20 protein-coding genes and 1 pseudogene are annotated in these 22061 nt (G+C 68.2%); 15 read left to right on the forward strand and 6 right to left on the reverse strand.

Annotated features, from left to right (window positions below; all coding sequences use genetic code 11):
* The 4 genes from priA to hisI are packed head-to-tail and all read left to right on the forward strand — an operon-like array spanning position 1 to position 2672.
* Positions 1-732, forward strand: coding sequence for a bifunctional 1-(5-phosphoribosyl)-5-((5-phosphoribosylamino)methylideneamino)imidazole-4-carboxamide isomerase/phosphoribosylanthranilate isomerase PriA (gene priA, locus AWC17_RS20660; RefSeq protein WP_046186447.1), 732 nt, complete (start codon positions 1-3; stop codon positions 730-732).
* Between the two features lie 8 nt (positions 733-740).
* Positions 741-1541, forward strand: coding sequence for an inositol monophosphatase family protein (locus AWC17_RS20665; protein ID WP_046186446.1), 801 nt, complete (start codon positions 741-743; stop codon positions 1539-1541).
* A gap of 1 nt (position 1542) precedes the next feature.
* Positions 1543-2328, forward strand: coding sequence for an imidazole glycerol phosphate synthase subunit HisF (hisF, locus tag AWC17_RS20670; RefSeq protein ID WP_047322952.1), 786 nt, complete (start codon positions 1543-1545; stop codon positions 2326-2328).
* Complete coding sequence (gene hisI, locus AWC17_RS20675; RefSeq protein WP_046187017.1) at positions 2325-2672, forward strand: phosphoribosyl-AMP cyclohydrolase; 348 nt, start codon at positions 2325-2327, stop codon at positions 2670-2672. The genes hisF and hisI overlap by 4 nt, the downstream gene beginning before the upstream one ends.
* 33 nt (positions 2673-2705) lie before the next feature.
* Here hisI and AWC17_RS20680 read toward each other — a convergent pair whose 3' ends face one another.
* Positions 2706-3062, reverse strand: a complete 357-nt coding sequence (locus AWC17_RS20680) for a WhiB family transcriptional regulator (RefSeq protein WP_046187016.1) — start codon at positions 3060-3062, stop codon at positions 2706-2708.
* A 263-nt stretch (positions 3063-3325) separates the two neighbouring features.
* Between AWC17_RS20680 and AWC17_RS20685 the strand changes: the two genes are divergently transcribed.
* The gene (locus tag AWC17_RS20685; protein WP_046187015.1) at positions 3326-4420 is read left to right on the forward strand and encodes a calcium:cation antiporter; all 1095 of its coding nucleotides are present in this window, start codon (positions 3326-3328) and stop codon (positions 4418-4420) included.
* Between the two features lie 3 nt (positions 4421-4423).
* Here the strand turns inward: AWC17_RS20685 and AWC17_RS20690 are convergent, their stop codons facing one another.
* Positions 4424-4879 carry a peroxiredoxin gene (locus tag AWC17_RS20690; protein ID WP_046187014.1) on the reverse strand — a complete coding sequence of 152 codons (456 nt, stop codon included), beginning with the start codon at positions 4877-4879 and terminating at the stop codon, positions 4424-4426.
* 94 nt (positions 4880-4973) lie between these two features.
* Here AWC17_RS20690 and AWC17_RS20695 point away from each other — a divergent pair, with 94 nt between their 5' ends.
* From AWC17_RS20695 to AWC17_RS20740, 10 genes are all read left to right on the forward strand, one after another.
* Positions 4974-6512 carry an anthranilate synthase component I gene (locus tag AWC17_RS20695; protein ID WP_047322948.1) on the forward strand — a complete coding sequence of 513 codons (1539 nt, stop codon included), beginning with the start codon at positions 4974-4976 and terminating at the stop codon, positions 6510-6512.
* Positions 6505-7182: a TIGR02234 family membrane protein gene (locus AWC17_RS20700; protein ID WP_046185019.1), complete on the forward strand. Its 678-nt coding sequence runs from the start codon at positions 6505-6507 to the stop codon at positions 7180-7182. The genes AWC17_RS20695 and AWC17_RS20700 overlap by 8 nt, the downstream gene beginning before the upstream one ends.
* Positions 7183-7295: 113 nt before the next feature.
* Positions 7296-8114: an indole-3-glycerol phosphate synthase TrpC gene (gene trpC / locus AWC17_RS20705; RefSeq protein ID WP_046185020.1), complete on the forward strand. Its 819-nt coding sequence runs from the start codon at positions 7296-7298 to the stop codon at positions 8112-8114.
* A gap of 74 nt (positions 8115-8188) precedes the next feature.
* Complete coding sequence (gene trpB / locus AWC17_RS20710; RefSeq protein ID WP_046185021.1) at positions 8189-9451, forward strand: tryptophan synthase subunit beta; 1263 nt, start codon at positions 8189-8191, stop codon at positions 9449-9451.
* The gene (trpA, locus tag AWC17_RS20715) at positions 9448-10260 is read left to right on the forward strand and encodes a tryptophan synthase subunit alpha (RefSeq protein WP_046185022.1); all 813 of its coding nucleotides are present in this window, start codon (positions 9448-9450) and stop codon (positions 10258-10260) included. The genes trpB and trpA overlap by 4 nt, the downstream gene beginning before the upstream one ends.
* The gene (locus tag AWC17_RS20720) at positions 10260-11693 is read left to right on the forward strand and encodes a prolipoprotein diacylglyceryl transferase (RefSeq protein ID WP_046185023.1); all 1434 of its coding nucleotides are present in this window, start codon (positions 10260-10262) and stop codon (positions 11691-11693) included. Before trpA ends, AWC17_RS20720 begins: the two co-directional genes overlap by 1 nt.
* Positions 11694-11730: 37 nt before the next feature.
* The gene (locus AWC17_RS20725) at positions 11731-12162 is read left to right on the forward strand and encodes a DUF2752 domain-containing protein (RefSeq protein ID WP_046185024.1); all 432 of its coding nucleotides are present in this window, start codon (positions 11731-11733) and stop codon (positions 12160-12162) included.
* 66 nt (positions 12163-12228) lie between these two features.
* Positions 12229-13647 (forward strand): pyruvate kinase, encoded by a 1419-nt coding sequence (gene pyk, locus AWC17_RS20730; protein ID WP_046185025.1) that lies wholly within the window; start codon positions 12229-12231, stop codon positions 13645-13647.
* A gap of 73 nt (positions 13648-13720) precedes the next feature.
* Positions 13721-14596 (forward strand): acyl-CoA thioesterase II, encoded by an 876-nt coding sequence (locus AWC17_RS20735; RefSeq protein ID WP_141224706.1) that lies wholly within the window; start codon positions 13721-13723, stop codon positions 14594-14596.
* Between the two features lie 143 nt (positions 14597-14739).
* Positions 14740-16137 carry a bifunctional lysylphosphatidylglycerol flippase/synthetase MprF gene (locus tag AWC17_RS20740; RefSeq protein WP_046185028.1) on the forward strand — a complete coding sequence of 466 codons (1398 nt, stop codon included), beginning with the start codon at positions 14740-14742 and terminating at the stop codon, positions 16135-16137.
* Here the strand turns inward: AWC17_RS20740 and cydC are convergent.
* The 4 genes and pseudogenes from cydC to AWC17_RS20760 form a co-directional block, all read right to left on the reverse strand.
* Positions 16071-17788 (reverse strand): annotated as a pseudogene (cydC, locus tag AWC17_RS20745) (thiol reductant ABC exporter subunit CydC). The gene AWC17_RS20740 and the pseudogene cydC sit on opposite strands and share 67 nt — an antisense overlap.
* Positions 17775-19388, reverse strand: a complete 1614-nt coding sequence (cydD, locus tag AWC17_RS20750) for a thiol reductant ABC exporter subunit CydD (protein WP_047322942.1) — start codon at positions 19386-19388, stop codon at positions 17775-17777. Before cydD ends, cydC begins: the two are co-directional and overlap by 14 nt.
* 74 nt (positions 19389-19462) lie before the next feature.
* Positions 19463-20503 carry a cytochrome d ubiquinol oxidase subunit II gene (cydB, locus tag AWC17_RS20755; RefSeq protein ID WP_046182912.1) on the reverse strand — a complete coding sequence of 347 codons (1041 nt, stop codon included), beginning with the start codon at positions 20501-20503 and terminating at the stop codon, positions 19463-19465.
* Positions 20504-20538: 35 nt separating this feature from the next.
* Positions 20539-22011 carry a cytochrome ubiquinol oxidase subunit I gene (locus tag AWC17_RS20760; protein ID WP_046182913.1) on the reverse strand — a complete coding sequence of 491 codons (1473 nt, stop codon included), beginning with the start codon at positions 22009-22011 and terminating at the stop codon, positions 20539-20541.
* Positions 22012-22061 lie beyond the last annotated feature (50 nt).

Genomic DNA, 22061 nt, shown 5'->3' on the forward strand with positions numbered 1-22061 from the left:
GTGTTGATCTTGTTGCCCGCGGTCGACGTCGTCGACGGCCGCGCCGTGCGGCTGGTCCAGGGCAAGGCGGGCAGCGAAACCGAGTACGGCTCGGCGCTGGACGCGGCGCTGGGCTGGCAGCGCGATGGCGCGGAATGGATCCACCTGGTCGACCTGGACGCGGCATTCGGGCGCGGCTCCAATCGTGAACTGCTCGCCGAGGTGGTCGGCAAGCTCGATGTGCAGGTGGAGCTGTCCGGCGGCATCCGCGACGACGACTCCCTGGCCGCGGCGCTGGCCACCGGCTGTGCCCGGGTCAACCTGGGCACGGCGGCCCTGGAGAACCCGCAGTGGTGTGCGCGCGCGATCAGCGAGCACGGCGATAAGGTCGCGGTGGGCCTGGACGTCCAGATCGTCGACGGGCAGCACCGGCTGCGCGGGCGCGGCTGGGAAACCGACGGCGGCGAGCTGTGGGAAGTGCTGGAACGCCTTGACGGCGAAGGGTGTTCGCGCTTCGTCGTCACCGACGTCACCAAGGACGGCACGCTGGGCGGCCCCAACCTCGACCTGCTGGCCGCCGTCGCCGACCGCACCGAGACCCCGGTGATCGCCTCCGGCGGCGTGTCGAGCCTGGACGACATACGCGCGATCGCCACCCTCACCGACCGCGGGGTCGAGGGTGCCATCGTGGGCAAAGCCCTCTACGCCGGGCGGTTCACCCTGCCGCAGGCGCTGGCCGCGGTTGCGGAGTAGGGCCTGCGATGGACCTGGACGAGTTGGTGAAGAAGGCGTCGGCGATCCTCGACGACGCCACCGAGCCGTTCCTCACCGGCCACCGCGCCGATTCGGCGGTCCAGAAGAAGGGCAACGACTTCGCCACCGACGTGGACCTCGCGATCGAGCGGCAGGTGGTCGACGCGCTGACCGAGGCCACCGGAATCGGCGTGCACGGCGAGGAATTCGGCGGCACCGACGTCGACTCCGAATGGGTGTGGGTGCTGGACCCCGTCGACGGCACGTTCAACTACGCGGCCGGATCGCCGATGGCGGGGATTTTGCTGGGCCTGCTGCACCACGGCGACCCGGTAGCCGGGCTGACCTGGCTGCCCTTCGTCGACCAGCGCTACACCGCGGTGGTGGAGGGTCCGTTGATGAAAAATGGTGTCGCGCAACCGCCGCTGGCTCCCGTCGACCTGGCAGATGCCCTCATCGGCGCCGGCTCGTTCAGCGCGGATGCGCGCGGCCGGTTTCCGGGGCGCTACCGGATCGCGGTGCTGGAGAACCTGAGCCGGGTCTCCTCGAGGTTGCGCATGCACGGTTCCACCGGACTCGACCTCGCCTACGTCGCCGACGGGGTCCTCGGTGGCTCAATCAGTTTCGGTGGCCACGTGTGGGACCACGCGGCCGGCGTCGCGCTGGTGCGGGCGGCGGGCGGTGTCGTCACCGACGTCCACGGTGAACCGTGGACCCCCGCGTCGGATTCCGCGCTGGCCGCGGGGCCGCGCGCACACGCCGAAATACTCGAGATCCTGCGCAGCACGGGCCGACCGGAGGACTACTGAGATGTCTTCCGGTAACGGCCTTGCGGTACGGGTCATTCCATGCCTGGACGTCGACGCCGGGCGGGTGGTCAAGGGGGTCAACTTCGAAAACCTGCGTGATGCGGGCGATCCCGTCGAGCTCGCCGCCGCCTACGACGCCGAGGGCGCCGACGAGCTCACCTTCCTCGACGTCACCGCCTCGTCTTCGGGACGGGCCACCATGCTGGACGTGGTGCGCCGCACGGCCGAACAGGTTTTCATTCCGCTGACCGTCGGCGGCGGGATTCGCACGGTGGCCGACGTCGACGTCTTGCTGCGCGCGGGCGCCGACAAGGTTGCGATCAACACCGCCGCGATCGACCGGCCCGACCTGCTCGAAGAAATGGCAACGCAGTTCGGCTCGCAATGCATCGTGCTGTCGGTCGACGCCCGCACGGTGCCCCCGGAGTCGGTGCCGACGCCATCGGGTTGGGAGGTCACCACCCACGGCGGACGCCGCGGCACCGGGATCGACGCTGTCGAATGGGCTTCCCGCGGAGCCGATCTGGGCGTGGGGGAGATCCTGCTGAACTCGATGGACGCCGATGGCACCAAGGCCGGTTTCGACTTGCCGATGCTGCGGGCGGTGCGCTCGGCGGTCACGGTGCCGGTGATCGCCAGCGGCGGCGCCGGCGCGGCCGAACACTTCGCGCCCGCGGTCGCCGCCGGCGCCGATGCGGTGTTGGCGGCCAGCGTCTTTCACTTCCGGGAGCTGACCATCGCCCAGGTGAAGGCGGCCATGGCCGCAGAAGGGATCACCGTGCGATGACGCTGGACCCGCAGATCGCCGCGCGTCTGAAACGCAACGCCGACGGCCTGTTCACGGCCGTCGTGCAGGAGCGCGGCACCGGCGACGTGCTGATGGTTGCCTGGATGGACGATGCGGCGCTGTCCCGCACGCTGGAAACCCGTGAGGCGACGTATTTTTCGCGCTCCCGCGGCCAGCAGTGGGTCAAGGGCGGGACGTCCGGCAACACCCAATACGTGCACTCGGTGCGGCTGGACTGCGACGGCGATGCCGTGCTATTGACGGTCGACCAGGTGGGCGGCGCCTGCCACACCGGCGACCACAGCTGCTTCGACGCCGACGTGTTGCTGCAACCCGAGACTTAGGTTTGATCCGGCCCGGGCGGCCGCCCCGCGCTACTAGATCGCGGCGCGACGCTGACGCTGGGCGGCGGCCAAGAAGTCGACCCAGGACACCACGTCGGAGTGCTCCCTGAGCAGGACCCGTCGCTGGCGTTCCGTCATCCCGCCCCAGACACCCCACTCGACCCGGTTGTCGAGCGCATCGGCGCCGCACTCCAGCAGAACCGGGCAGTGCCGGCAGATTGCTGCGGCTCTTCTCTGGGCAGCGCCGCGAACGAACAATTCGTCTGGATCGCCGGTACGGCAGAGTGCTTTGGCAACCCAGTCAGCGCGATCCTCGGCCTTCGCACTGCGCAGATGGTTGTGGATTGGACTATTGGTGCCACTTTCTGCGGTGGTCCGGGTAGCTAACACCGCTTCCCCCTTTGCTCCGGCCGCGCTGACAGCTCAGCGTTCGGATATGTCCGTTTTGACTTCCCTCCGGCCGAGCCCGTGTAAACCTGAGGCGAATGTTGCGACGGTATGAAACGCCGTCGGACAAACGTAGAGGCTTTCGTCGCAAGCGTCCGAGGACTTTCGGCTCAGGAACGGTGCAGCATCGCCGTCGCACCGACCGGGAAATCGGGACCGAGGTCCGAAGTCGCCGGATCGGGCGCCGTCGATGAGAATGGCGGTCGATGTTGAGACGGGTGTCGTGGACCGCGGTGGTGCCGCTGCTTGCCGTCGGCGTGCTGGTGGTGATCTGGGGCGAGAAGCTGGGACCGGCGCTGGTCGTGCTGGCGGCGGTATTTCTCATCGGCGCCGTGCTTGCCGCGGTGCATCACGCGGAGGTGGTCGCGGCCCGGGTCGGTGAGCCGTTCGGGTCGCTGGTGCTCGCGGCCGCGGTGACGGTGATCGAGGTGGCCCTCATCGTCTCGCTCATGGCGTCGGGGGGCAACGAGGCCGCGACCCTGGCCAGGGACACCGTTTTCGCCGCGGCGATGATCACCACCAACGGCATCGCGGGGTTGTCGCTGCTGCTCGGCTCCCGGCGCTACGGCGTCACGTTGTTCAACGCCGAGGGCAGCGGCGCCGCACTGGCCACGGTCACCACGCTGGCGACGATGAGCCTCGTGCTGCCCGCGTTCACCACCAGCCAAGTGGGCAGGGAGTTCTCCCCGGCGCAGCTGACGTTCGCGGCGGTCGCGTCATTGCTGGTCTACCTGGTCTTCGTCTTCACGCAGACGGTGCGCCACCGCGACTTCTTCCTGCCGGTCGCGCAGAAAGGTCAGAAGAAGCGGCTGTTCGAGGACGAAAGCCATGCCGAGCCGCCGAGCCGCGGCGCGGCGCTGGGCAGCCTGGGGCTGCTGCTGGTCGCCCTCCTCGCGGTGGTGGGGCTGGCCGAGGAGGAATCGCCGGCCGTCGAGAGCGCGGTGACCGCGGCCGGGTTCCCGCAGTCCTTCGTCGGCGTGGTGATCGCCGCCCTGGTGCTGCTGCCGGAGACCCTGGCGGCCGCGCGCGCGGCGCGCCAGGGCCGCATCCAGACCAGCCTGAACCTGGCGTACGGCTCGGCGATGGCCAGCATCGGGCTCACCATCCCGGTGATCGCGCTGGCGTCCATCTGGCTCAAGGGGCCGCTGGTGCTCGGCCTGGGCCCCATTCAGCTGGTGCTGCTGGCGCTGACCGTCGTGATCAGCATGTTGACGGTCGTTCCCGGTCGCGCTACCCGGCTGCAGGGCGAGCTGCATCTGGTGCTGCTCGCCGCGTACGTGTTCCTGGCGATCAGCCCCTGACGCTCAGCGGGCGCGCAGCGTCTCCAACGCCTTGTCGGCGTGGGTGTTCATGTTGAACTCGCTGGAAATGACGTTCAGCACCGTGCGATCGGTGTCGATGACGAAGGTGGTGCGCTTGACCGGCATCAGCTTGCCCAGCAGGCCGCGCTTGACGCCGAACTGCGCGGCGACGGTGCCTTCGGTGTCCGACAGCAGCGGATAGTCGAACTTCTGCATGTCGGCGAACTTGGCCTGCTTGTGCACGGGATCGGCGCTGATGCCGACCCGGTTGGCCCCCACGGCGGCGAATTCCGCGGCCAGGTCCCGGAAGTGGCAGGCCTCCTTGGTGCACCCCGGCGTCATCGCGGCGGGGTAGAAGAACAGCACCACGGGTCCGCCGGAGAGCAGGTCGCTGAGCTTGCGTGGCGTCCCCGCCTGATCGGGAAGTTCGAAGTCCGCGACGGTGTCACCTGGTTTCATGTCGCGAGCGTAACGCCACTGCGAATCTCGAGGCGCAAAAGCGCAGCCACGTCACGCTCGCGACCCCCGGTAACCCATCTGGGAGGATGGTTCGGTGCACGCCCACCTCGCCGCGACGACCTCACGAGAGGACTTCCGCCAGCTCGCAGCCGAGCACCGCGTGGTTCCGGTGACCCGCAAGGTGCTGGCCGACAGCGAGACGCCGCTGTCGGCCTACCGCAAGCTGGCCGCCAACCGCCCCGGCACGTTCCTGCTGGAATCCGCCGAGCACGGCCGATCCTGGTCGCGGTGGTCGTTCATCGGCGCGGGAGCGCCGTCGGCGCTGACCGTCCGCGACGGCGAAGCGGTCTGGCTGGGGGCCGTGCCGCAGGACGCGCCCACCGGCGGCGACCCGCTGCAGGCGCTCCGGGCCACCCTCGAGCTGCTGGCCACCGGGGCGCTGCCCGGACTGCCGCCGCTGTCCGGCGGCATGGTCGGTTTGTTCGCCTACGACATGGTGCGGCGCCTGGAACGCCTGCCCGAACTGGCCGTCGACGACCTGCACCTGCCGGACATGCTGCTGCTGCTGGCCACCGACGTGGCGGCCGTCGACCACCACGAGGGCACCATCACGCTGATCGCCAACGCGGTGAACTGGAACGGCACCGACGAGCGGGTCGACGAGGCCTACGACGACGCGCTGGCCCGCCTGGACGTGATGACCTCGGCGCTCGGCCAGCCGCTGCCGTCCACGGTCGCCACGTTCGACAGGCCCGAGCCGCGGTACCGCTCGCAGCGCACCATCGAGGAGTACGGGAAGATCGTCGACTACCTCGTCGACCAGATCGCCGCCGGCGAGGCCTTCCAGGTCGTCCCCTCCCAGCGCTTCGAGATGGACACCGACGTCGATCCGATCGACGTGTACCGGATGCTGCGGGTCACCAACCCGAGCCCGTATATGTACCTGCTGCATGTCCCGAATGGCACTGGCGGAACTGACTTTTCGGTCGTCGGGTCCAGTCCGGAGGCGCTGGTCACGGTCCACGACGACTGGGCGACCACGCATCCGATCGCCGGGACCCGGTGGCGCGGGCAGACCGACGAAGAGGATCAGCTGCTGGAGAAGGAACTGCTGGCCGACGAGAAGGAGCGTGCCGAGCACCTGATGCTGGTTGACCTGGGCCGCAACGATCTTGGCCGGGTCTGCGCGCCCGGCACCGTGCGCGTCGAGGATTACAGCCACATCGAGCGGTACAGCCACGTCATGCACCTGGTGTCGACGGTGACGGGGATGCTCGCCGAGGGCCGGACCGCGCTGGACGCGGTGACGGCCTGCTTCCCGGCCGGCACGCTGTCGGGTGCCCCGAAGGTGCGGGCCATGGAGCTGATCGAGGAGGTGGAGAAGACGCGCCGCGGCCTCTACGGCGGCGTGGTCGGCTACCTCGACTTCGCCGGCAACGCCGACTTCGCGATCGCCATCCGCACCGCGCTGATGCGCGACGGCACCGCCTATGTGCAGGCCGGCGGCGGGGTGGTGGCCGACTCCAACGGCCCGTACGAGTACACCGAGGCCTCCAACAAGGCGCGCGCGGTGCTCAACGCGATCGCCGCCGCCGAGACCCTGACCCCGCCGGACTCCGGCCGCCATGACTGAGGGCCGGCCGAATCGGCGGGCCCGGCTGGTCGTCGGGGTGGCCCAGGCGCTCCTGGTGCTGTCCGCGGCGGCCTTGTGGGCGGCATCCCGGCTGCCGTGGGTGGTGATCCGGTCGTTCGACGGGCTGGGGCCGCCACGCGAGGTGACGTTGTCCGGCGCATCGTGGTCGACGGCTCTGGTGCCGTTGGCGGTGCTCATGCTGGCGACGGCCGTAGCGGCGATCGCGGTCCGCGGCTGGCCGCTGCGGGCGCTCGCCGGGCTGCTGGCGGTCGCCAGCCTGGCGGTCGGATACCTCGGGGTCAGTCTGTGGGTGCTCCCGGAGGTCGCCGTGCGCGGGGCCGATCTGGCGCACGTCGCGGTCATGTCGCTGGTGGGCAGCGAGCGGCGCTATTGGGGGGCGGGCATCGCGGTGGCCGCGGCGGTGTGCACCCTGATCGCCGCCGTCCTGTTGCTGCGGTCGGCCGGCGATTCCGGGTCGGCCCGGTTGAGCGTGGAAAAGTATGCGGCGCCTGCGACGCGCCGCTCAAATGCGCTACGCGATGACCCCGATGGCGCGATGCTGGAGAAGGCGGAGACGCCGGAAATGTCGGAGCGGATGATCTGGGACGCGCTTGACGAGGGTCGCGACCCGACCGATCGGTCCCGCGAGTCGGACACCGAGGGTCGGTGACGGGCCGCAAGCCGAGGGCCGCTACCCTTCATTCACGTCGTCGCGATCGGCTGTGGTTTGTCAGGTTGGCCGTGGGGTGACGACGGGTGACAGCACGAAGGGAAGCAACAGGCATGAGTCCGGCTACCGTGCTTGACTCCATCCTCGAGGGAGTCCGGGCCGACGTTGCCGCGCGCGAAGCCCTCATCAGCTTGTCCGAAATCAAAGCCGCCGCTGCAGCCGCGCCGCCACCGCGCGACGTGATGGCCGCCCTGCGCGAGCCCGGCATCGGCGTCATCGCCGAAGTCAAGCGCGCCAGTCCGTCGGCGGGATCCCTGGCGACCATTGCCGATCCGGCAAAACTGGCCCGGGCGTACGAGGACGGCGGAGCCCGAGTCATCAGTGTTTTGACCGAGGAGCGGCGCTTTCACGGCTCACTCGACGACCTCGATGCGGTTCGGGCCGCGGTCTCGATACCGGTATTGCGGAAAGACTTTGTCGTGCAGCCGTATCAGATCCACGAAGCCCGCGCGCACGGCGCCGACATGTTGTTGCTCATCGTTGCCGCGCTGGACCAGTCGGCCCTGGTGTCGATGCTGGACCGTACCGAATCGCTGGGCATGACAGCTCTTGTCGAGGTGCACACCGAGCAGGAGGCCGACCGGGCGCTGAAGGCCGGCGCCAATGTGATCGGTGTCAACGCGCGCGATCTCGCGACGCTGGAGGTCGACCGGGATTGCTTCGCGCGCATCGCTCCCGGGTTGCCCAGCAATGTGATCAGGATCGCCGAGTCCGGTGTCCGTGGCACCGGGGATCTGTTGGCGTATGCCGGTGCCGGTGCGGACGCCGTTTTGGTCGGTGAGGGTCTGGTCAAAAGCGGCGACCCGCGTGCCGCGGTCGCCGACCTGGTCACCGCGGGTACCCACCCGTCCTGTCCGAAACCGTCTCGCTAGTCGTCAAGTGATTTGAAGAGCCCCGGCGCTGAAACGTTGAACCTGATGAGCCGTCCCCGCGTAGAGCCTTGGTGATGGTCAACCTGTCCCGCCCGGACCTTCCCCTTCCGAGTGCAGCCGTCGCCGAACCCACCCGCCACGAACCTGATGCGGGTGGCCATTTCGGCGTATACGGCGGCCGCTACGTCGCGGAGGCGTTGATGGCGGTGATCGAAGAGGTCACTGCCGCCTACGAAAAGGAACGCATCAACCCCGATTTCCTGGACACCCTGGACGACCTGCAGGCCAACTACGCCGGCCGGCCCTCACCGCTGTATGAGGCCACCCGGCTGTCCGAGCATGCCGGCTCGGCGCGCATCTTCCTCAAGCGAGAAGACCTGAACCACACCGGTTCTCACAAGATCAACAACGTCCTCGGCCAAGCGTTGCTGGCCAAGAGGATGGGCAAGACCCGGGTCATCGCCGAGACCGGCGCCGGTCAGCACGGCGTGGCCACGGCCACCGCATGCGCATTGTTCGGCCTGGAATGTGTCATCTACATGGGCGCCGTTGACACCGCGCGCCAGGCGCTCAACGTGGCGCGGATGCGACTGCTGGGCGCCGAGGTCGTGTCGGTCCAGAGCGGCTCGAAAACTCTCAAAGACGCCATCAACGAGGCGTTTCGTGATTGGGTGACCAACGCCGACAACACCTATTACTGCTTCGGCACCGCAGCCGGGCCGCATCCCTTCCCGACGATGGTTCGCGATTTTCAGCGAATCATCGGGTTGGAGGCGCGCGTGCAGATCCAGGCCCAGGCGGGCCGGTTGCCCGACGCGGTCGTGGCCTGTGTCGGCGGCGGATCCAACGCCATCGGTATCTTCCACCCGTTCATCGACGATCCGGGAGTGCGCCTGGTCGGCTTCGAGGCGGCCGGCGACGGCGTCGAAACCGGAAGGCACGCCGCGACTTTCGCCGGCGGTTCACCCGGGGCCTTCCAGGGATCGTTCTCTTACCTGCTGCAAGACGAGGACGGCCAGACCATCGAATCCCATTCGATCTCAGCGGGTCTGGATTATCCCGGGGTGGGCCCCGAACACGCATATCTCAAGGAGACCGGGCGTGCCGAATACCGGCCGATCACCGACGCGGAGGCGATGGATGCGTTTGCCCTGCTGTGCCGCACCGAGGGCATCATCCCGGCCATCGAATCGGCGCACGCGGTCGCCGGCGCGGTCAAGCTGGGCCTCGAGTTGGGGCAGGGCGCGATCATCGTGGTGAACCTGTCGGGCCGGGGCGACAAGGACGTCGAGACGGCCGCGAAATGGTTCGGCTTGCTGGGGCCCAGCGAGCGATGACCGTGGAACAAAGGCAAGCCAGCAGGCTCGGGCCGGTCTTCGACGTGTGCCGCAAAGAAAATCGCGCGGCGCTGATTGGCTACCTGCCCACCGGCTACCCCGACGTGCCGGCCTCGGTGGACGGAATGCTCGCCCTGGTCGAATCCGGTTGCGACATCATCGAAGTCGGTGTGCCCTATTCGGATCCCGGCATGGACGGGCCGACCATTGCCCGGGCCACCGAGGTCGCACTGCACGGGGGAGTGCGGGTCCGGGACACTCTTGGCGCGGTCGAGGCGATCAGTGCGGCCGGCGGGCGCGCGGTGGTGATGACCTACTGGAATCCCGTGTTGCGTTATGGGGTCGACGCGTTCGCGCGGGACCTCGCGGCGGCCGGGGGGCACGGGCTGATCACTCCAGACCTCATCCCCGACGAAGCCGGCCTGTGGCTGGCGGCAGCTGAGGAGCATCGGTTGGATCGCATTTTCCTGGTGGCGCCGTCGTCGACGCCGCAACGGTTGGCGATGACGGTCGAGGCATCGCGGGGATTCGTCTACGCTGCCTCCACGATGGGTGTAACCGGGGCGCGTGACGCGGTGTCGCAGGCCGCGCCCGAACTGGTGCAGCGGATAAAGGCGGTGTCGGACATACCCGTCGGCGTCGGCCTGGGCGTGCGGTCGCGGGAGCAGGCTGCCCAGATTGGCAGCTATGCCGACGGTGTCATCGTCGGTTCCGCGCTGGTATCGGCGCTCGGTGACGGTGGGTTGCCGGCGTTGCGGGCGCTGACCGAGGAACTGGCCGCCGGTGTTCGGCAGAGGGCGTCCGCCTGATGACGATGTTGCCGACGTATTTTCCCAGCCCGCCCCAAGGTGTCTGGCACCTCGGGCCGCTGCCCATTCGTGCCTACGCCCTATTCATCATCACCGGCATCGTGGTGGCGCTGCTGATCGGCGACCGGCGCTGGGAGGCCCGCGGCGGGCAGCGCGGTGTCATCTATGACATCGCGTTGTGGGTGGTGCCGTTCGGACTGGTGGGCGGACGGCTTTATCACCTGGCCACCGACTGGCGGACCTATTGGGGGCCGGGTGGCGCCGGGTTCGGTGCGGCGGTTCGGATTTGGGACGGCGGCCTGGGCATCTGGGGCGCGGTAGCCCTCGGCGGCGTCGGCGCTTGGATCGCTTGCCGGCGGCATGGCATTCCCCTGCCTGCCTTCGGCGACGCGATCGCGCCGGGAATCATCCTGGCGCAGGCCATCGGCCGGCTCGGGAACTACTTCAACCAGGAGCTCTACGGCCGGGAGACCACGTTGCCGTGGGGGCTGGAGATCTTCTACCGTCGAGACCCCTCGGGATACATCGACCCCCACTCGCTGGACGGTGTCTCGACGGGGCAGGTGGCACTCGTCGTTCAGCCGACGTTCCTGTACGAATTGATCTGGAACGTCCTGGTTTTCGCCGCATTGATCTACGCGGACCGACGATTCACGTTGGGCCACGGCCGACTGTTTGCGCTGTACGTGGCCAGCTACTGCATCGGGCGCTTCGCCGTCGAGCTGCTGCGCGACGACACCGCCACCCATATCGCGGGCATCCGGATCAACTCGTTCACATCGACTTTCGTGTTCATCGGGGCCGTGGTGTACATCATGGTCGCGCCGAGGGGCCGTGAGGCCCCCGAGAGCCTGCGCGGCACGGACCACGTCGCCGAGGAATCCGCGGAAGCGGAGCCGGTGGACGAGTCACCGACCGTCGCCTCGGCTGAGGCGGCGACTGCGGCGGTCGCGGTGGGCGCCGGGGAAGACGACGACAAGCGCGACGAGTCAGCGGAAACGGACGAGGCTGCCGAAGTCGACGAGTCCGAGACCGCGGAGCCCGAGACGGCCAAAGCGGAGGCCGCGGAGTCCGGCGAAGCCGAGTCCGACGAGGCTGAAGCCGAAGAGCCGGAGGCGGAAGCCGAAGAGCCCGAAGCCGAAGCGCCCGAAACCGGGGAGTCCGAGTCGGCTGAAGCGGAGGCCGCGGAGCCCGACAAAGCCGAATCCGAAGAGGCTGAAGGAGAAGAGCCGGAGGCGGAAGCCGACGAGGCCGAAGCCGACGAGGCCGAAGCCGAAGCCGAAGAGGCCGAAGCGGAAGAGCCCGAAACCGGCGCCGAGGCGGACGACCAACCCGAGCCGGTTGCAGCCCCGGAGGTGGCCGAAAACGCTTCGGCCGCCGAGCCGGAGAAGGAAACCCGTAGTCGGTGGAGGCTGCGGAGGAACCGGCCGTAGGGCCGCTCGGGGCCGGCACGTCTGGCATGCTGAATACGTGACGCAACCCGATTCCGCTGGACATGCGGTGGAACAGTGTCACGGCCCGCGCCGATACGTCGCGGCCGGTACCGCCTTGGTGCTGGGCGGCGCGCTCGGCTATGTCGGGCTGGTTGACCCGCACAACACGAATTCGCTGTATCCCCAATGCCCGTTCAAATGGCTCACCGGCTGGAACTGCCCCTTCTGCGGCGGCTTGCGGATGACGCACGACCTCCTGCACGGAGACCTCGTCGCCGCCGTCAACGACAATGTTTTCCTGCTGGTCGGAATCCCGATGCTGGCCGGATGGCTGCTGATGCGCCGCGGTAGCGGCAAACCGGCGCTGTCGACGCCGGCTTGGCTGACAATGGTGCTCGCCGTCATCGCGTGGACGGTGCTGCGTAACCTTCCCGGCTTCCCACTGCTCCCGGCGATTAACAGTGGGTAGCCGCCCGCATTGCGACACCCCGTTCCGTCGGACCGGGGTGCACCCACGCGACTATGCTGTGTCGGCGTGAGTAGACGCGGAAAGATCGTCTGCACCCTTGGCCCTGCGACGAATTCGGACGAGCTGATTCTGGCGCTGGTCGAGGCCGGAATGGACGTCGCCCGGTTGAACTTCAGTCACGGCGACTACTCCGACCACAAAGCCGCATACGAGCGGGTGCGGGCCGCTTCTGACACCACCGGTCGAGCGGTCGGTGTCCTCGCCGACCTGCAGGGCCCGAAGATTCGGCTGGGCCGTTTCGCCACCGGATCCACGTACTGGGCCGACGGCGAAACCGTATGCATCACCGTCGCAGATTGCGAAGGCACCCACGATCGCGTGTCGACCACCTACAAGAAGCTGTCCACCGACGCGACGGTCGGGGACCGGGTGCTCGTCGACGACGGCAAGGTCGGCCTGGTCGTCGACCGCATCGACGGCGACGATGTCATCTGCACCGTCGAAGAGGGCGGCCCCGTCAGCAACAACAAGGGCATCTCGCTGCCCGGCATGAACGTGTCCGCACCGGCCTTGTCCGAGAAGGACATCGAGGACCTCACCTTCGCGATGGATCTCGGAGTCGACCTGGTCGCGCTGTCATTCGTGCGGTCGCCGTCCGACGTCGAGTTGGTGCACGAGGTGATGGACCGGATCGGCCGGCGGGTGCCGGTGATCGCCAAGCTGGAAAAGCCGGAAGCCGTCGACAATCTGGAAGCGATCGTGCTGGCCTTCGACGCCATCATGGTGGCCCGCGGCGACCTCGGTGTCGAGCTGCCGCTGGAAGAGGTGCCGCTGGTGCAGAAGCGGGCCATCCAGATGGCCCGGGAGAACGCCAAACCCGTCATCGTGGCGACCCAGATGCTCGACTCCATGATCGAGAACTCCCGCCCGACGCGCGCCGAGGCCTCCGACGTCGCCAATGCCGTGCTCGACGGCGCCGACGCGGTGATGCTGTCCGGCGAAACGTCGGTCGGCAAGTACCCGCTGGCGGCCGTCCGGACCATGGCGCGGATCATCTGCGCCGTCGAGGACAATTCCACCGCCGCGCCGCCGCTGACGCATGTGCCGCGCACCAAGCGCGGGGTGATCTCCTATGCCGCCCGCGACATCGGCGAGCGTCTGGATGCCAAGGCGCTGGTCGCCTTCACCCAGTCCGGTGACACCGTCAAGCGGCTGGCGCGCCTGCATACCCCGCTGCCGCTGCTGGCCTTCACCGCGTGGCCCGAAGTCCGCAGCCAACTCGCCATGACCTGGGGCACCGAGACGTTCATCGTGCCGATGATGACGTCGACCGACGGCATGATCCGCCAGGTCGACAAGTCGCTGCTGGAACTCGGTCGCTACAAGCGCGGTGACCTGGTGGTGATCGTGGCCGGCGCGCCACCTGGCACAGTAGGGTCGACCAACCTCATCCACGTGCACCGGATCGGGGAGGACGACGTTTAGCCCGCCTGGCGACGATGCAAGCCGCAGCGCGGCTTGAAGAGGAGGCGGGCAATTGAGCCAAGGAGAGGCCGCGATCAGCACCGATTCCGATTTCAAGGAACTGCTTGCGACCCTCGACCTCAACCGGATCGCCGACGACCGATTTACCGCGTCTCATCCCAGCAAGAACCCGATGCGGACATTCGGCGGCCAGCTCATGGCCCAATCGTTCGTCGCGAGTAGTCGCACGCTGATCCGGGACGGCCTGCCGCCCAGCGCGCTGTCCGTGCACTTCATCAACGGCGGTGACACCGCCAAGGACATCGAATTCCACGTCACCCGGCTGCGTGATGAGCGGCGCTTCGCCAACCGGCGCGTCGACGCCGTGCAGGACGGCATGCTGTTGTCCTCGGCGCTGATCTCGTACATGTCCGGCGGACGCGGCCTCGAACACGGCGTCGATCCGCCGCAGGTGGGCGAGCCCGAGACGCAGCCGGCGATCAGCGAGCTGCTCCGCGGTTACGAGGAGACCGTTCCGCACTTCGTCAACGCCCTGCAGCCGATCGAGTGGCGCTACACCAACGACCCGGCCTGGGTGATGCGCGAGAAGGGCGACCGGCTTCCGCACAATCGGGTGTGGATGAAGGCCGGCGGCAAGATGCCCGACGACCCGGTGCTGCACACCGCGACCATGGTGTACTCCTCGGACACCACGGTGCTGGACTCGGTCATCACCACCCATGGACTCTCGTGGGGTTTCGACCGCATCTTCGCCGCCTCGGCCAACCATTCCGTGTGGTTTCACCGGCAGGTCAACTTCGACGACTGGGTGCTGTATTCGACCTCGTCGCCGGTGGCCGCGGATTCCCGCGGCCTCGGCACCGGACACTTCTTCGATCGCTCCGGGCAAATCCTCGCGACGGTGGTGCAAGAAGGAGTGCTGAAATACTTTCCGCCCGCCCGCCGATAGACAGGGCGGAATACCCGCAGCACATCGCCGCGGATTCGGCCCAGCATGGCCCGGATCGGGCGTAAGTTCGTAGCAGCCGGGTATTCGGTGCAGAGGCGGCAACCAGCCGCCCAGCTGGAACGTCAGCGCATCGGGAGGTGAGTGTGAGCGGGCCCTTGGTCGACGTCTCAGCGAAGGCACGCGCGCGCGAACGCGTGGTTGTCTCCGTCGATTCGCGGGCGGCCCGGTTGATCGGTGCCCTGGCCCTGTTCATCGCCACCTGCTGGCTGGTGGAAATCCTTTACCGCCACCACTACCAGCCGGCGTGGCATTACGCCGACCGATTGGCCTGGTCGCTGACGGTCCTGGTCGCGGTGGCGTGGATTGCGCGCGGCATCTTCTTGGGCCGTCCCGTGACGACCATGCACGCCGCCGCTGCCGCCGTATCCGTGTTGGTGGGCCTGGGGCTGCACGTGCTGTCCTTCGATCTGCTCGGCGACCTGGTGATCGCCGGCTCCGGCATGGTGCTGATGTGGCCGACGTCCTCGCATCCGCGTCCCGAGGATTTGCCCCGGGTCTGGAAATTGATCGAGGCCACCAAGGACGACCCGCTGGCGCCGTTCGCGATGCAGTCCGGCAAGAGTTACCACTTCACCGCCGATGGCAGTGCGGCGCTGGCCTATCGGACGCGCCTGGGCATCGCCGTGGTCGGCGGCGACCCGATCGGCGACGAGACCCGATTCCCCGAGTTGGTCGCCGACTTCGCCGCCATGTGTCACACCCACGGCTGGCGAATCGCGGTGATGGGGTGCGGCAAGCGGCGGCTCGAATTGTGGAACGACGCCGCGGTGCTCGGACAGTCGCTGCGCGCCGTGCCGATCGGGCGCGACGTGGTCGTCGACGTCACCGGTTTCGACATGGTGGGACGCAAGTTCCGCAACCTGCGCCAGGCGGTACAGCGCTCGCACAACTGCGGCATCACCACCGAGATCGTCGCGGAACAGGAACTCAACGATCAGCAACTGGCCGAGCTGACCGACGTGGTCCGGGAGTCGAGCAAGGCGGCCCACACCGAACGCGGATTCCACATGAACCTGGACGGCGTGCTGGAGGGCCGGTTCCCCGGCATTCAGCTGATCATCGCCAGGGACGCCTCGGGCAAGGTGCAGGGATTTCACCGGTACGCGACGGCCGGCGGCGGCAGCGACATCACCCTCGATGTGCCGTGGCGCCGGCGCGGAGCCCCCAACGGCATCGACGAGCGGCTCAGCATCGACATGATTATGGCCGGTAAAGGAAATGGGGGACAACGGCTTTCGCTTGCATTCGCGGCGTTCCCGGAAATCTTCGACGAGAAGGATCGCAGCCGCGCCCAGCGCGTCTTCTATCGGTTGATCCATATCCTCGACCCGTTGATCGCACTCGAGTCGCTGTACAGATATGTGCGCAAGTTCCACGCGCTGGACGAGCGGCGCTACGCACTGGTCTCGATGACTCAGATCGTCACGTTGTTGATCGTGTTGCTCTCGCTGGAGTTCATGCCGCGCCGGCGACACCTTTGAGCGCATCGATGTGCAGTTTGCGACAGCCAATGTCGTTGGCTAAGTGGTGAGTTGCCACCACCACGGTCCGATCGGCGGACAGCAGCCCGGAATTCGGCCCCAACAGGTCGTAGAGAATTGGTTCGGCGTCGGCCGCGTCCAGGTGTTCGGTGGGCTCGTCGAGCAGCACGATTCGGGCGGGTGAGAGCACAACCCGCGCCAGCAGCAGTCGCCTGCGTTGCCCGCCCGAAAGCGCCTGCGCGCCACCGGTCAACATAGTCGACAGGCCGTCGGGCAAACCGGCGAGCCAGGCGCCGAGCCCGACCGCATCCAGCGCGGCCGCCAATTCGTCGTCTCGGCAGTCTCCGCGGGCGACCAGCAAGTTGTCCCGCACGGTGGTGGCGAAGATATGCGCGTCCTCGGCGAAAAAACTGACAGCGCCCCGCAATTCCTCTTCGTCGACGGCGGTCAGGTCGGTGCCATCGAGCGTTACCCGTCCCTCCAACGGGGGCAACAGCCCGGCGAGTGTCATCAACAGCGTGGTCTTGCCGGAACCACTGGCGCCGGTGACGGCCAGCCGGGCACCCGGCGGTAGCTCCAGCGCGATGCGGCTGGACCGGGATCCCTCGGCGTGGCCGGAGCGGATGTCGGCGGACAACACGGCGGTGCCGGCGGGTATCGGCGGGGCCACCGAGGACTGCTCGGGCCGGCGCGGGCGGTCGGTCGTCGTGAGATCGAGCAGCCGCCGCGCGGCGATCCGCGACCGCGTCAGCTGGACCGCGGCCGCCGGCAGCGGGGTCATCGCCTCGAACGCGGACAGCGGCAACAACATCAGGACGGCCAGCGTGGTGGGCGCGACCGACGGTGCCAACCCGATGCCGGCCACCACCGCGCCGAGCACGCTGGCTCCGATCGCGGCGGTGGGCACGGCCTCGGCGATGGCGGCCGGTCTGGCGGCGACGTCGAGGGTGGCGCCCCAGGCGCGTTGGCGGCGTTGCGATTCGGCGATGACGCGGGGAAGCAGGCCGGCGACGCGAAGCTCGGGCGCGTGTTCCAGAGCAATCATCGCCGACGTGTCGCGTTCGGAATGATGCTGCCGGGCAACGCTTTCCTGGCGAGCCGCGGCCTTTGCCGCGAGCCGCGGCGCGACGAAGCCCGCGACCAGCAGGCAGATCGCCAGCACCGCTGCGGCTGGCAGCGAGATGGCCGCGACAACGGCGGTCGCCGCCAGTCCCAGCACCACCGCGACGCCGATCGGCACCACGGCACGCACCAGCACGTTGGCCAGTTCTTCGACGTCGGAGCCCACTCGTGTGACGAGCTCACCGCTGTGCAGACGGACGGCGGCCGCGGCGGGCCCGTGGGCCAGCCGGTGATAGATCCGCGCCCGGGCGGTGCCGGCCGCGCGTAGCGCGGCGTCATGGGTGACCAGCCGCTCGCAGTAGTGCAACACGCCCCGCGAAATCGCGAACGCGCGCACCGCGACGGCCGCGACCGACAGGTCCAGCACCGGCGGCATCTGCCAGGCCCGGGTGATGAGCCACGCCGAGACACCGGCCAGCGCCAGCGCGCTGCCCAGCGACAGCACGCCCAGCGCGATGGCCGCCAAAATGCGGGGGAGCCTCGGGCGCAGCAGCGGCGCGGCCGCCAAGAGGGGATCAGACTGGGGCATAACGCGCTCCAGCGTCGGCGGCCACCTCGACCACCCGGTCACCAATGGCCAGAACCGGTGCGCGGTGCCCGACGACGACCACGGTCGCACCGGACCGGGCGCGCTCCACGATCGCCCGCAACGCGTGTGCCTCGGCGCGGGCGTCCAGGTGCGCGGTTGGCTCGTCGAGCAGCAGCACGGCCGCGGCCGATCCGAGCGCCCGGGCGAGGCCGAGCCGTTGCCGCTGCCCCAGTGACAGGCCGACACCGCCGCGGCCGAGCACGGTGTCCAGCCCGCCGGGCAGGTCGGCCAGCACCGTATCGAAACCCGAAGCCGCACAAGCTGGTTCAAGATTATCCAAGTCACCGAACAGCACCAGGTTGTCCCGGACTGTGCCCGGGACGAGTGCCGGGCGCTGCGGAAGCCAGGACAACTGACGCCACCAGGCGCCCGGCTCGAGATCGGCGACGTCGACTCCGGCCACGGTGACTCGGCCTGACGACGGCACGGTGAGGCCGGTGATTGCCTGCAGCGCCGTGCTCTTGCCGGCGCCATTGCGTCCGGTCAGCACCGTCACCAAGCCCGGTTCGATGAGCGCGGTGAGGTCGCGCGGCGCGTGGCCGTCGCGGCCGGCGACGCTGAGCCTGTCGAGGCGGATCTCCGCCCCCCGGGCGGTGACCGTCCGAGCTTGCGTCTTCGGGGGGCTCGGCTCGCCGATGAGAGCGAAGGCCTTGTCGGCGGCGGTTCTTCCGTCCTGTGCGGCATGGAATTCCACGCCGATCCGGCGTAGCGGCCAGTAGACATCGGGTGCCAGCAACAACACCGTGAGGCCGGTCGCCAGCGTCATCTCTCCGAAAACCAGGCGGAGCCCGATTCCCACGGCGATCAGTGCCACGCCCAGCGTAGCCAGCAGTTCCAGCACCAGCGCCGACAGGAAGGCGATCCGGAGCGTCGCCATCGCCGAGCGGCGGTGCGCGGCAGCGAGTTCGGCGATGCGGCGTTCCGGGCCGCGGCCGCGTCCCAGCGCCCGCAGCGTGGGGATGCCGGCGATGAGATCGAGCAACCGCCCCTGCAGCGTCGTCATGGCGGCCAGGGCCGCCGCCGACCGGTCGGCGGTTGCCAGGCCGATCAGCACCATGAAAACCGGTATGAGCGGCAGGGTGATGGCCACGATCGCCGCCGATTTCAGGTCGTAGACCGCTATGACGGCGACGGTCGCCGGGGTCAGTATCCCGGCGAGCAGCAACGTGGGCAGGTATCCGGTGAAGTAGGGACGCAGGCCGTCGAGACCTCGGGTGACCACCACCGCGGCGGCGTCGCGTTGGGCGGCGAGCTCACCGGGCTGGCGGGCGGTCACCGCCGAGAGCACCTGACCGGACAGATCGGCGATTACCGCGCTGGCGCCGCGTTGACCCAACCGGGCCTGAAGCCAGTGCGCCAGCGTGCGTATGGTCCACAGCGCCACGAGGATTGACAGCGGCCCGAGCCAGGCGCGGAGGCCGTGCGCCGAGTGATCGCTCACGGCGCGGGCGACCACGTTCGCCAGGACGATCGCCGAGCCGATCGCGCAGCCGGAGATCACCACGCCGCAGCAGACCGTCGCGGTCAGGTAGCGGCGCAAGGCGGTCGATGCCCGCCACAATCGCGGGTCCAGGGGGCCTCGCGCTCTTGAGCCGGGCGATGAGTCCGTTTCGCTCAGGACGCACGCCTCGGCAGGCCGATGGACGGCGGTATCCGATCCGCCGAGATCCGTTGCCGGAACACCCAGTACGTCCAGGCCTGATACACCACCGTCAGCGGAGCCATGAATGCGGTCACCCACGTCATGACCCTGAGGGTGTAGGGCGTCGACGAGGCGTTGTAGATCGTCAGGCTCCACTGCTCGTTCAGCGTCGAGGGCACCAGGTTGGGGTACAGCGCGCCAAACAACAGAATCACCACCGCCACAACGACGGTCGCCGTGCACGCGAACGCCCAGCCGTCGGACAGGCGTCGCCACACCAGCAGCACCGCCGCCAGCTGCGCCACCACCGCGACACCGAGCACCAGCCAGGTCCAGTCCTTGCCGTGGGCCAGTTGTGTCCAAACCCCAAAGCCCGCAACCAGTCCGGTCACCGGAAGCGATACCCACACCGCCAGCCGGTGGGCGTCGTCGCGGATAGCGCCGGAAGTCTTCAGCGAGATGAACACCGCGCCGTAAAGCAGAAACAGTCCGGCGGTGGCCAATCCGCCCAGCAGGGTGTAGGCGTTGAGCACGTCGGTGATCGACAGGTGGATTTGGCCGCCGCCGTCAACCGGGAGGCCGCGGACCAGGATGGCGAACGCCACGCCCCACAGGATCGCGGGCAGCCAGGAGCCGGCGGCGATGCCGAAATCGGCCCAGCCCCGCCACTTTGTGTCGTCGACCTTTCCGCGCCACTCGATCGCCACCGCGCGCAGGATCATGCCGAACAGAATGGCCAGCAGCGGTAGATACAGCGTGGAGAACACGGTCGCGTACCAGCCGGGAAACGCGGCGAACATGGCGGCTCCGCCCACGATCAGCCACACTTCGTTGCCGTCCCAGATCGGGCCGATGGTGTTCAGCGCCGTGCGTCGGATGGGTTCGGGCTCGCCGATGCCGACGCGGGCGAGCGGTTCCATCAACATGCCGACGCCGAAGTCGAAGCCCTCCAGAACGAAGAAACCGAGGAACAGCAACCCGATGATGCCGAACCACAACTGCTGCAGTCCCATCGGTCAGCTCCTTTCCTGCTCGTGGGATCGCGGACCTAGTAGGCGAACGAAAGCGGCGCCACCTCGTCGTCGCCGGGTGCCGGCGGGGGAGCCGGCTCGGCGTCGTGTTCCCGCGGCCCTTCGGTGACGTACCGCTTGAGCAGGAAGAACCAGATCACCGCCAGCACGGCGTAGACGAGGGTGAACGTCACCAGGGAAGTGACGACCATGCCGGGCGCGAGGTGCGAGACGGCCTCATGCACGGTGAACCGAACCTGTTGGTCGCCGGTCGGATTCGGCGCGACGATCCAGGGTTGCCGGCCCATCTCGGTGAACACCCACCCAGAGATGTTCGCCAGGAACGGCGTGGGAATGGTCAGCAGCGCCAGCCAGGAAAACCACCGCTGGTTGGGCACCCGGCCACCGCGGGTGAGCCACAGCGCCGCCAGCGCGAACAACACCGGAACGGCCAGGAACCCGATCATCGCGCGGAACGACCAGTAGGTGACGAACAGGTTGGGCCGGTAGTCGTTTGGGCCGAATCGATACTCGAAGTCCCGCTGGATATTCCGCACGCCCTGCAACGTGACGTCGCTGGTCCGGCCCTCAGCGAGGAACGGCAACACGTAGGGGACCTCGATCACCCGGGTGATGCTGTCACAGTTGTTGTGCGTGCCGACGGTGAGAATGGAGAAGTCCGGATCGGTTTGGCTGCTGCACAACGATTCCGCCGAAGCCATCTTCATCGGTTGCTGAACGAACATCAGCTTGCCCTGCTTGTCACCGGTGAAGAAGAGGCCGACGGCCGCGATCAGCACCACCCAGCAGCCCAGGATCGCCGCCGGGCGAAACATGGTGCGGGCATCCGATTCGGCGGCGGGGGTGGCGGTTGCCGGGCGGCGGGAACGGACCAGGAACCACGCGCTGATGGCCGCGACGAACGTCGCAGCGGTCAGCAACGCGCCGCCCACCGTGTGGGTAAACGCCCACCGCGCAGTGTTATTGCCCAGCAGCGCGGTGATGCTGTCCAGCTCGGCACGATGTGTCGCCGGGTTGTAGTGCGCGCCGACCGGATGCTGCATGAACGAGTTCGCCACGATGATGAAGAACGCGGACACGTTGACACCGATCGCGACGATCCAGATGCAGGCCAAGTGGATCAGCTTCGGCAACCGGCCCCAGCCGAAGATCCACAACCCGATGAAGGTGGACTCGAAGAAGAAGGCGAACAACCCTTCCATGGCCAGTGGAGCGCCGAAGATGTCGCCGACGAACCGCGAATACTCAGACCAGTTCATCCCGAACTGAAATTCCTGGACGATCCCGGTTGCCACACCGATGGCGAAGTTGATCAGGAACAACTTGCCGAAGAACTTGGTGAGGCGGTACCACGCGGTGTTGTCCGTGACCACCCATACCGTCTGCATCACGGCGAGCAGCGGCGCCAATCCGATGGTGAGCGGCACGAAGATGAAGTGGTAGACGGTAGTGATACCGAACTGCCACCGCGAAATATCGACGACATTCATCTGTCATCTCCCGAAACTGCGGAGCCGTACGCACGGCTACTACGGAGTGT

Source organism: Mycobacterium nebraskense, assembly GCF_002102255.1.
Lineage (GTDB): Bacteria > Actinomycetota > Actinomycetes > Mycobacteriales > Mycobacteriaceae > Mycobacterium > Mycobacterium nebraskense.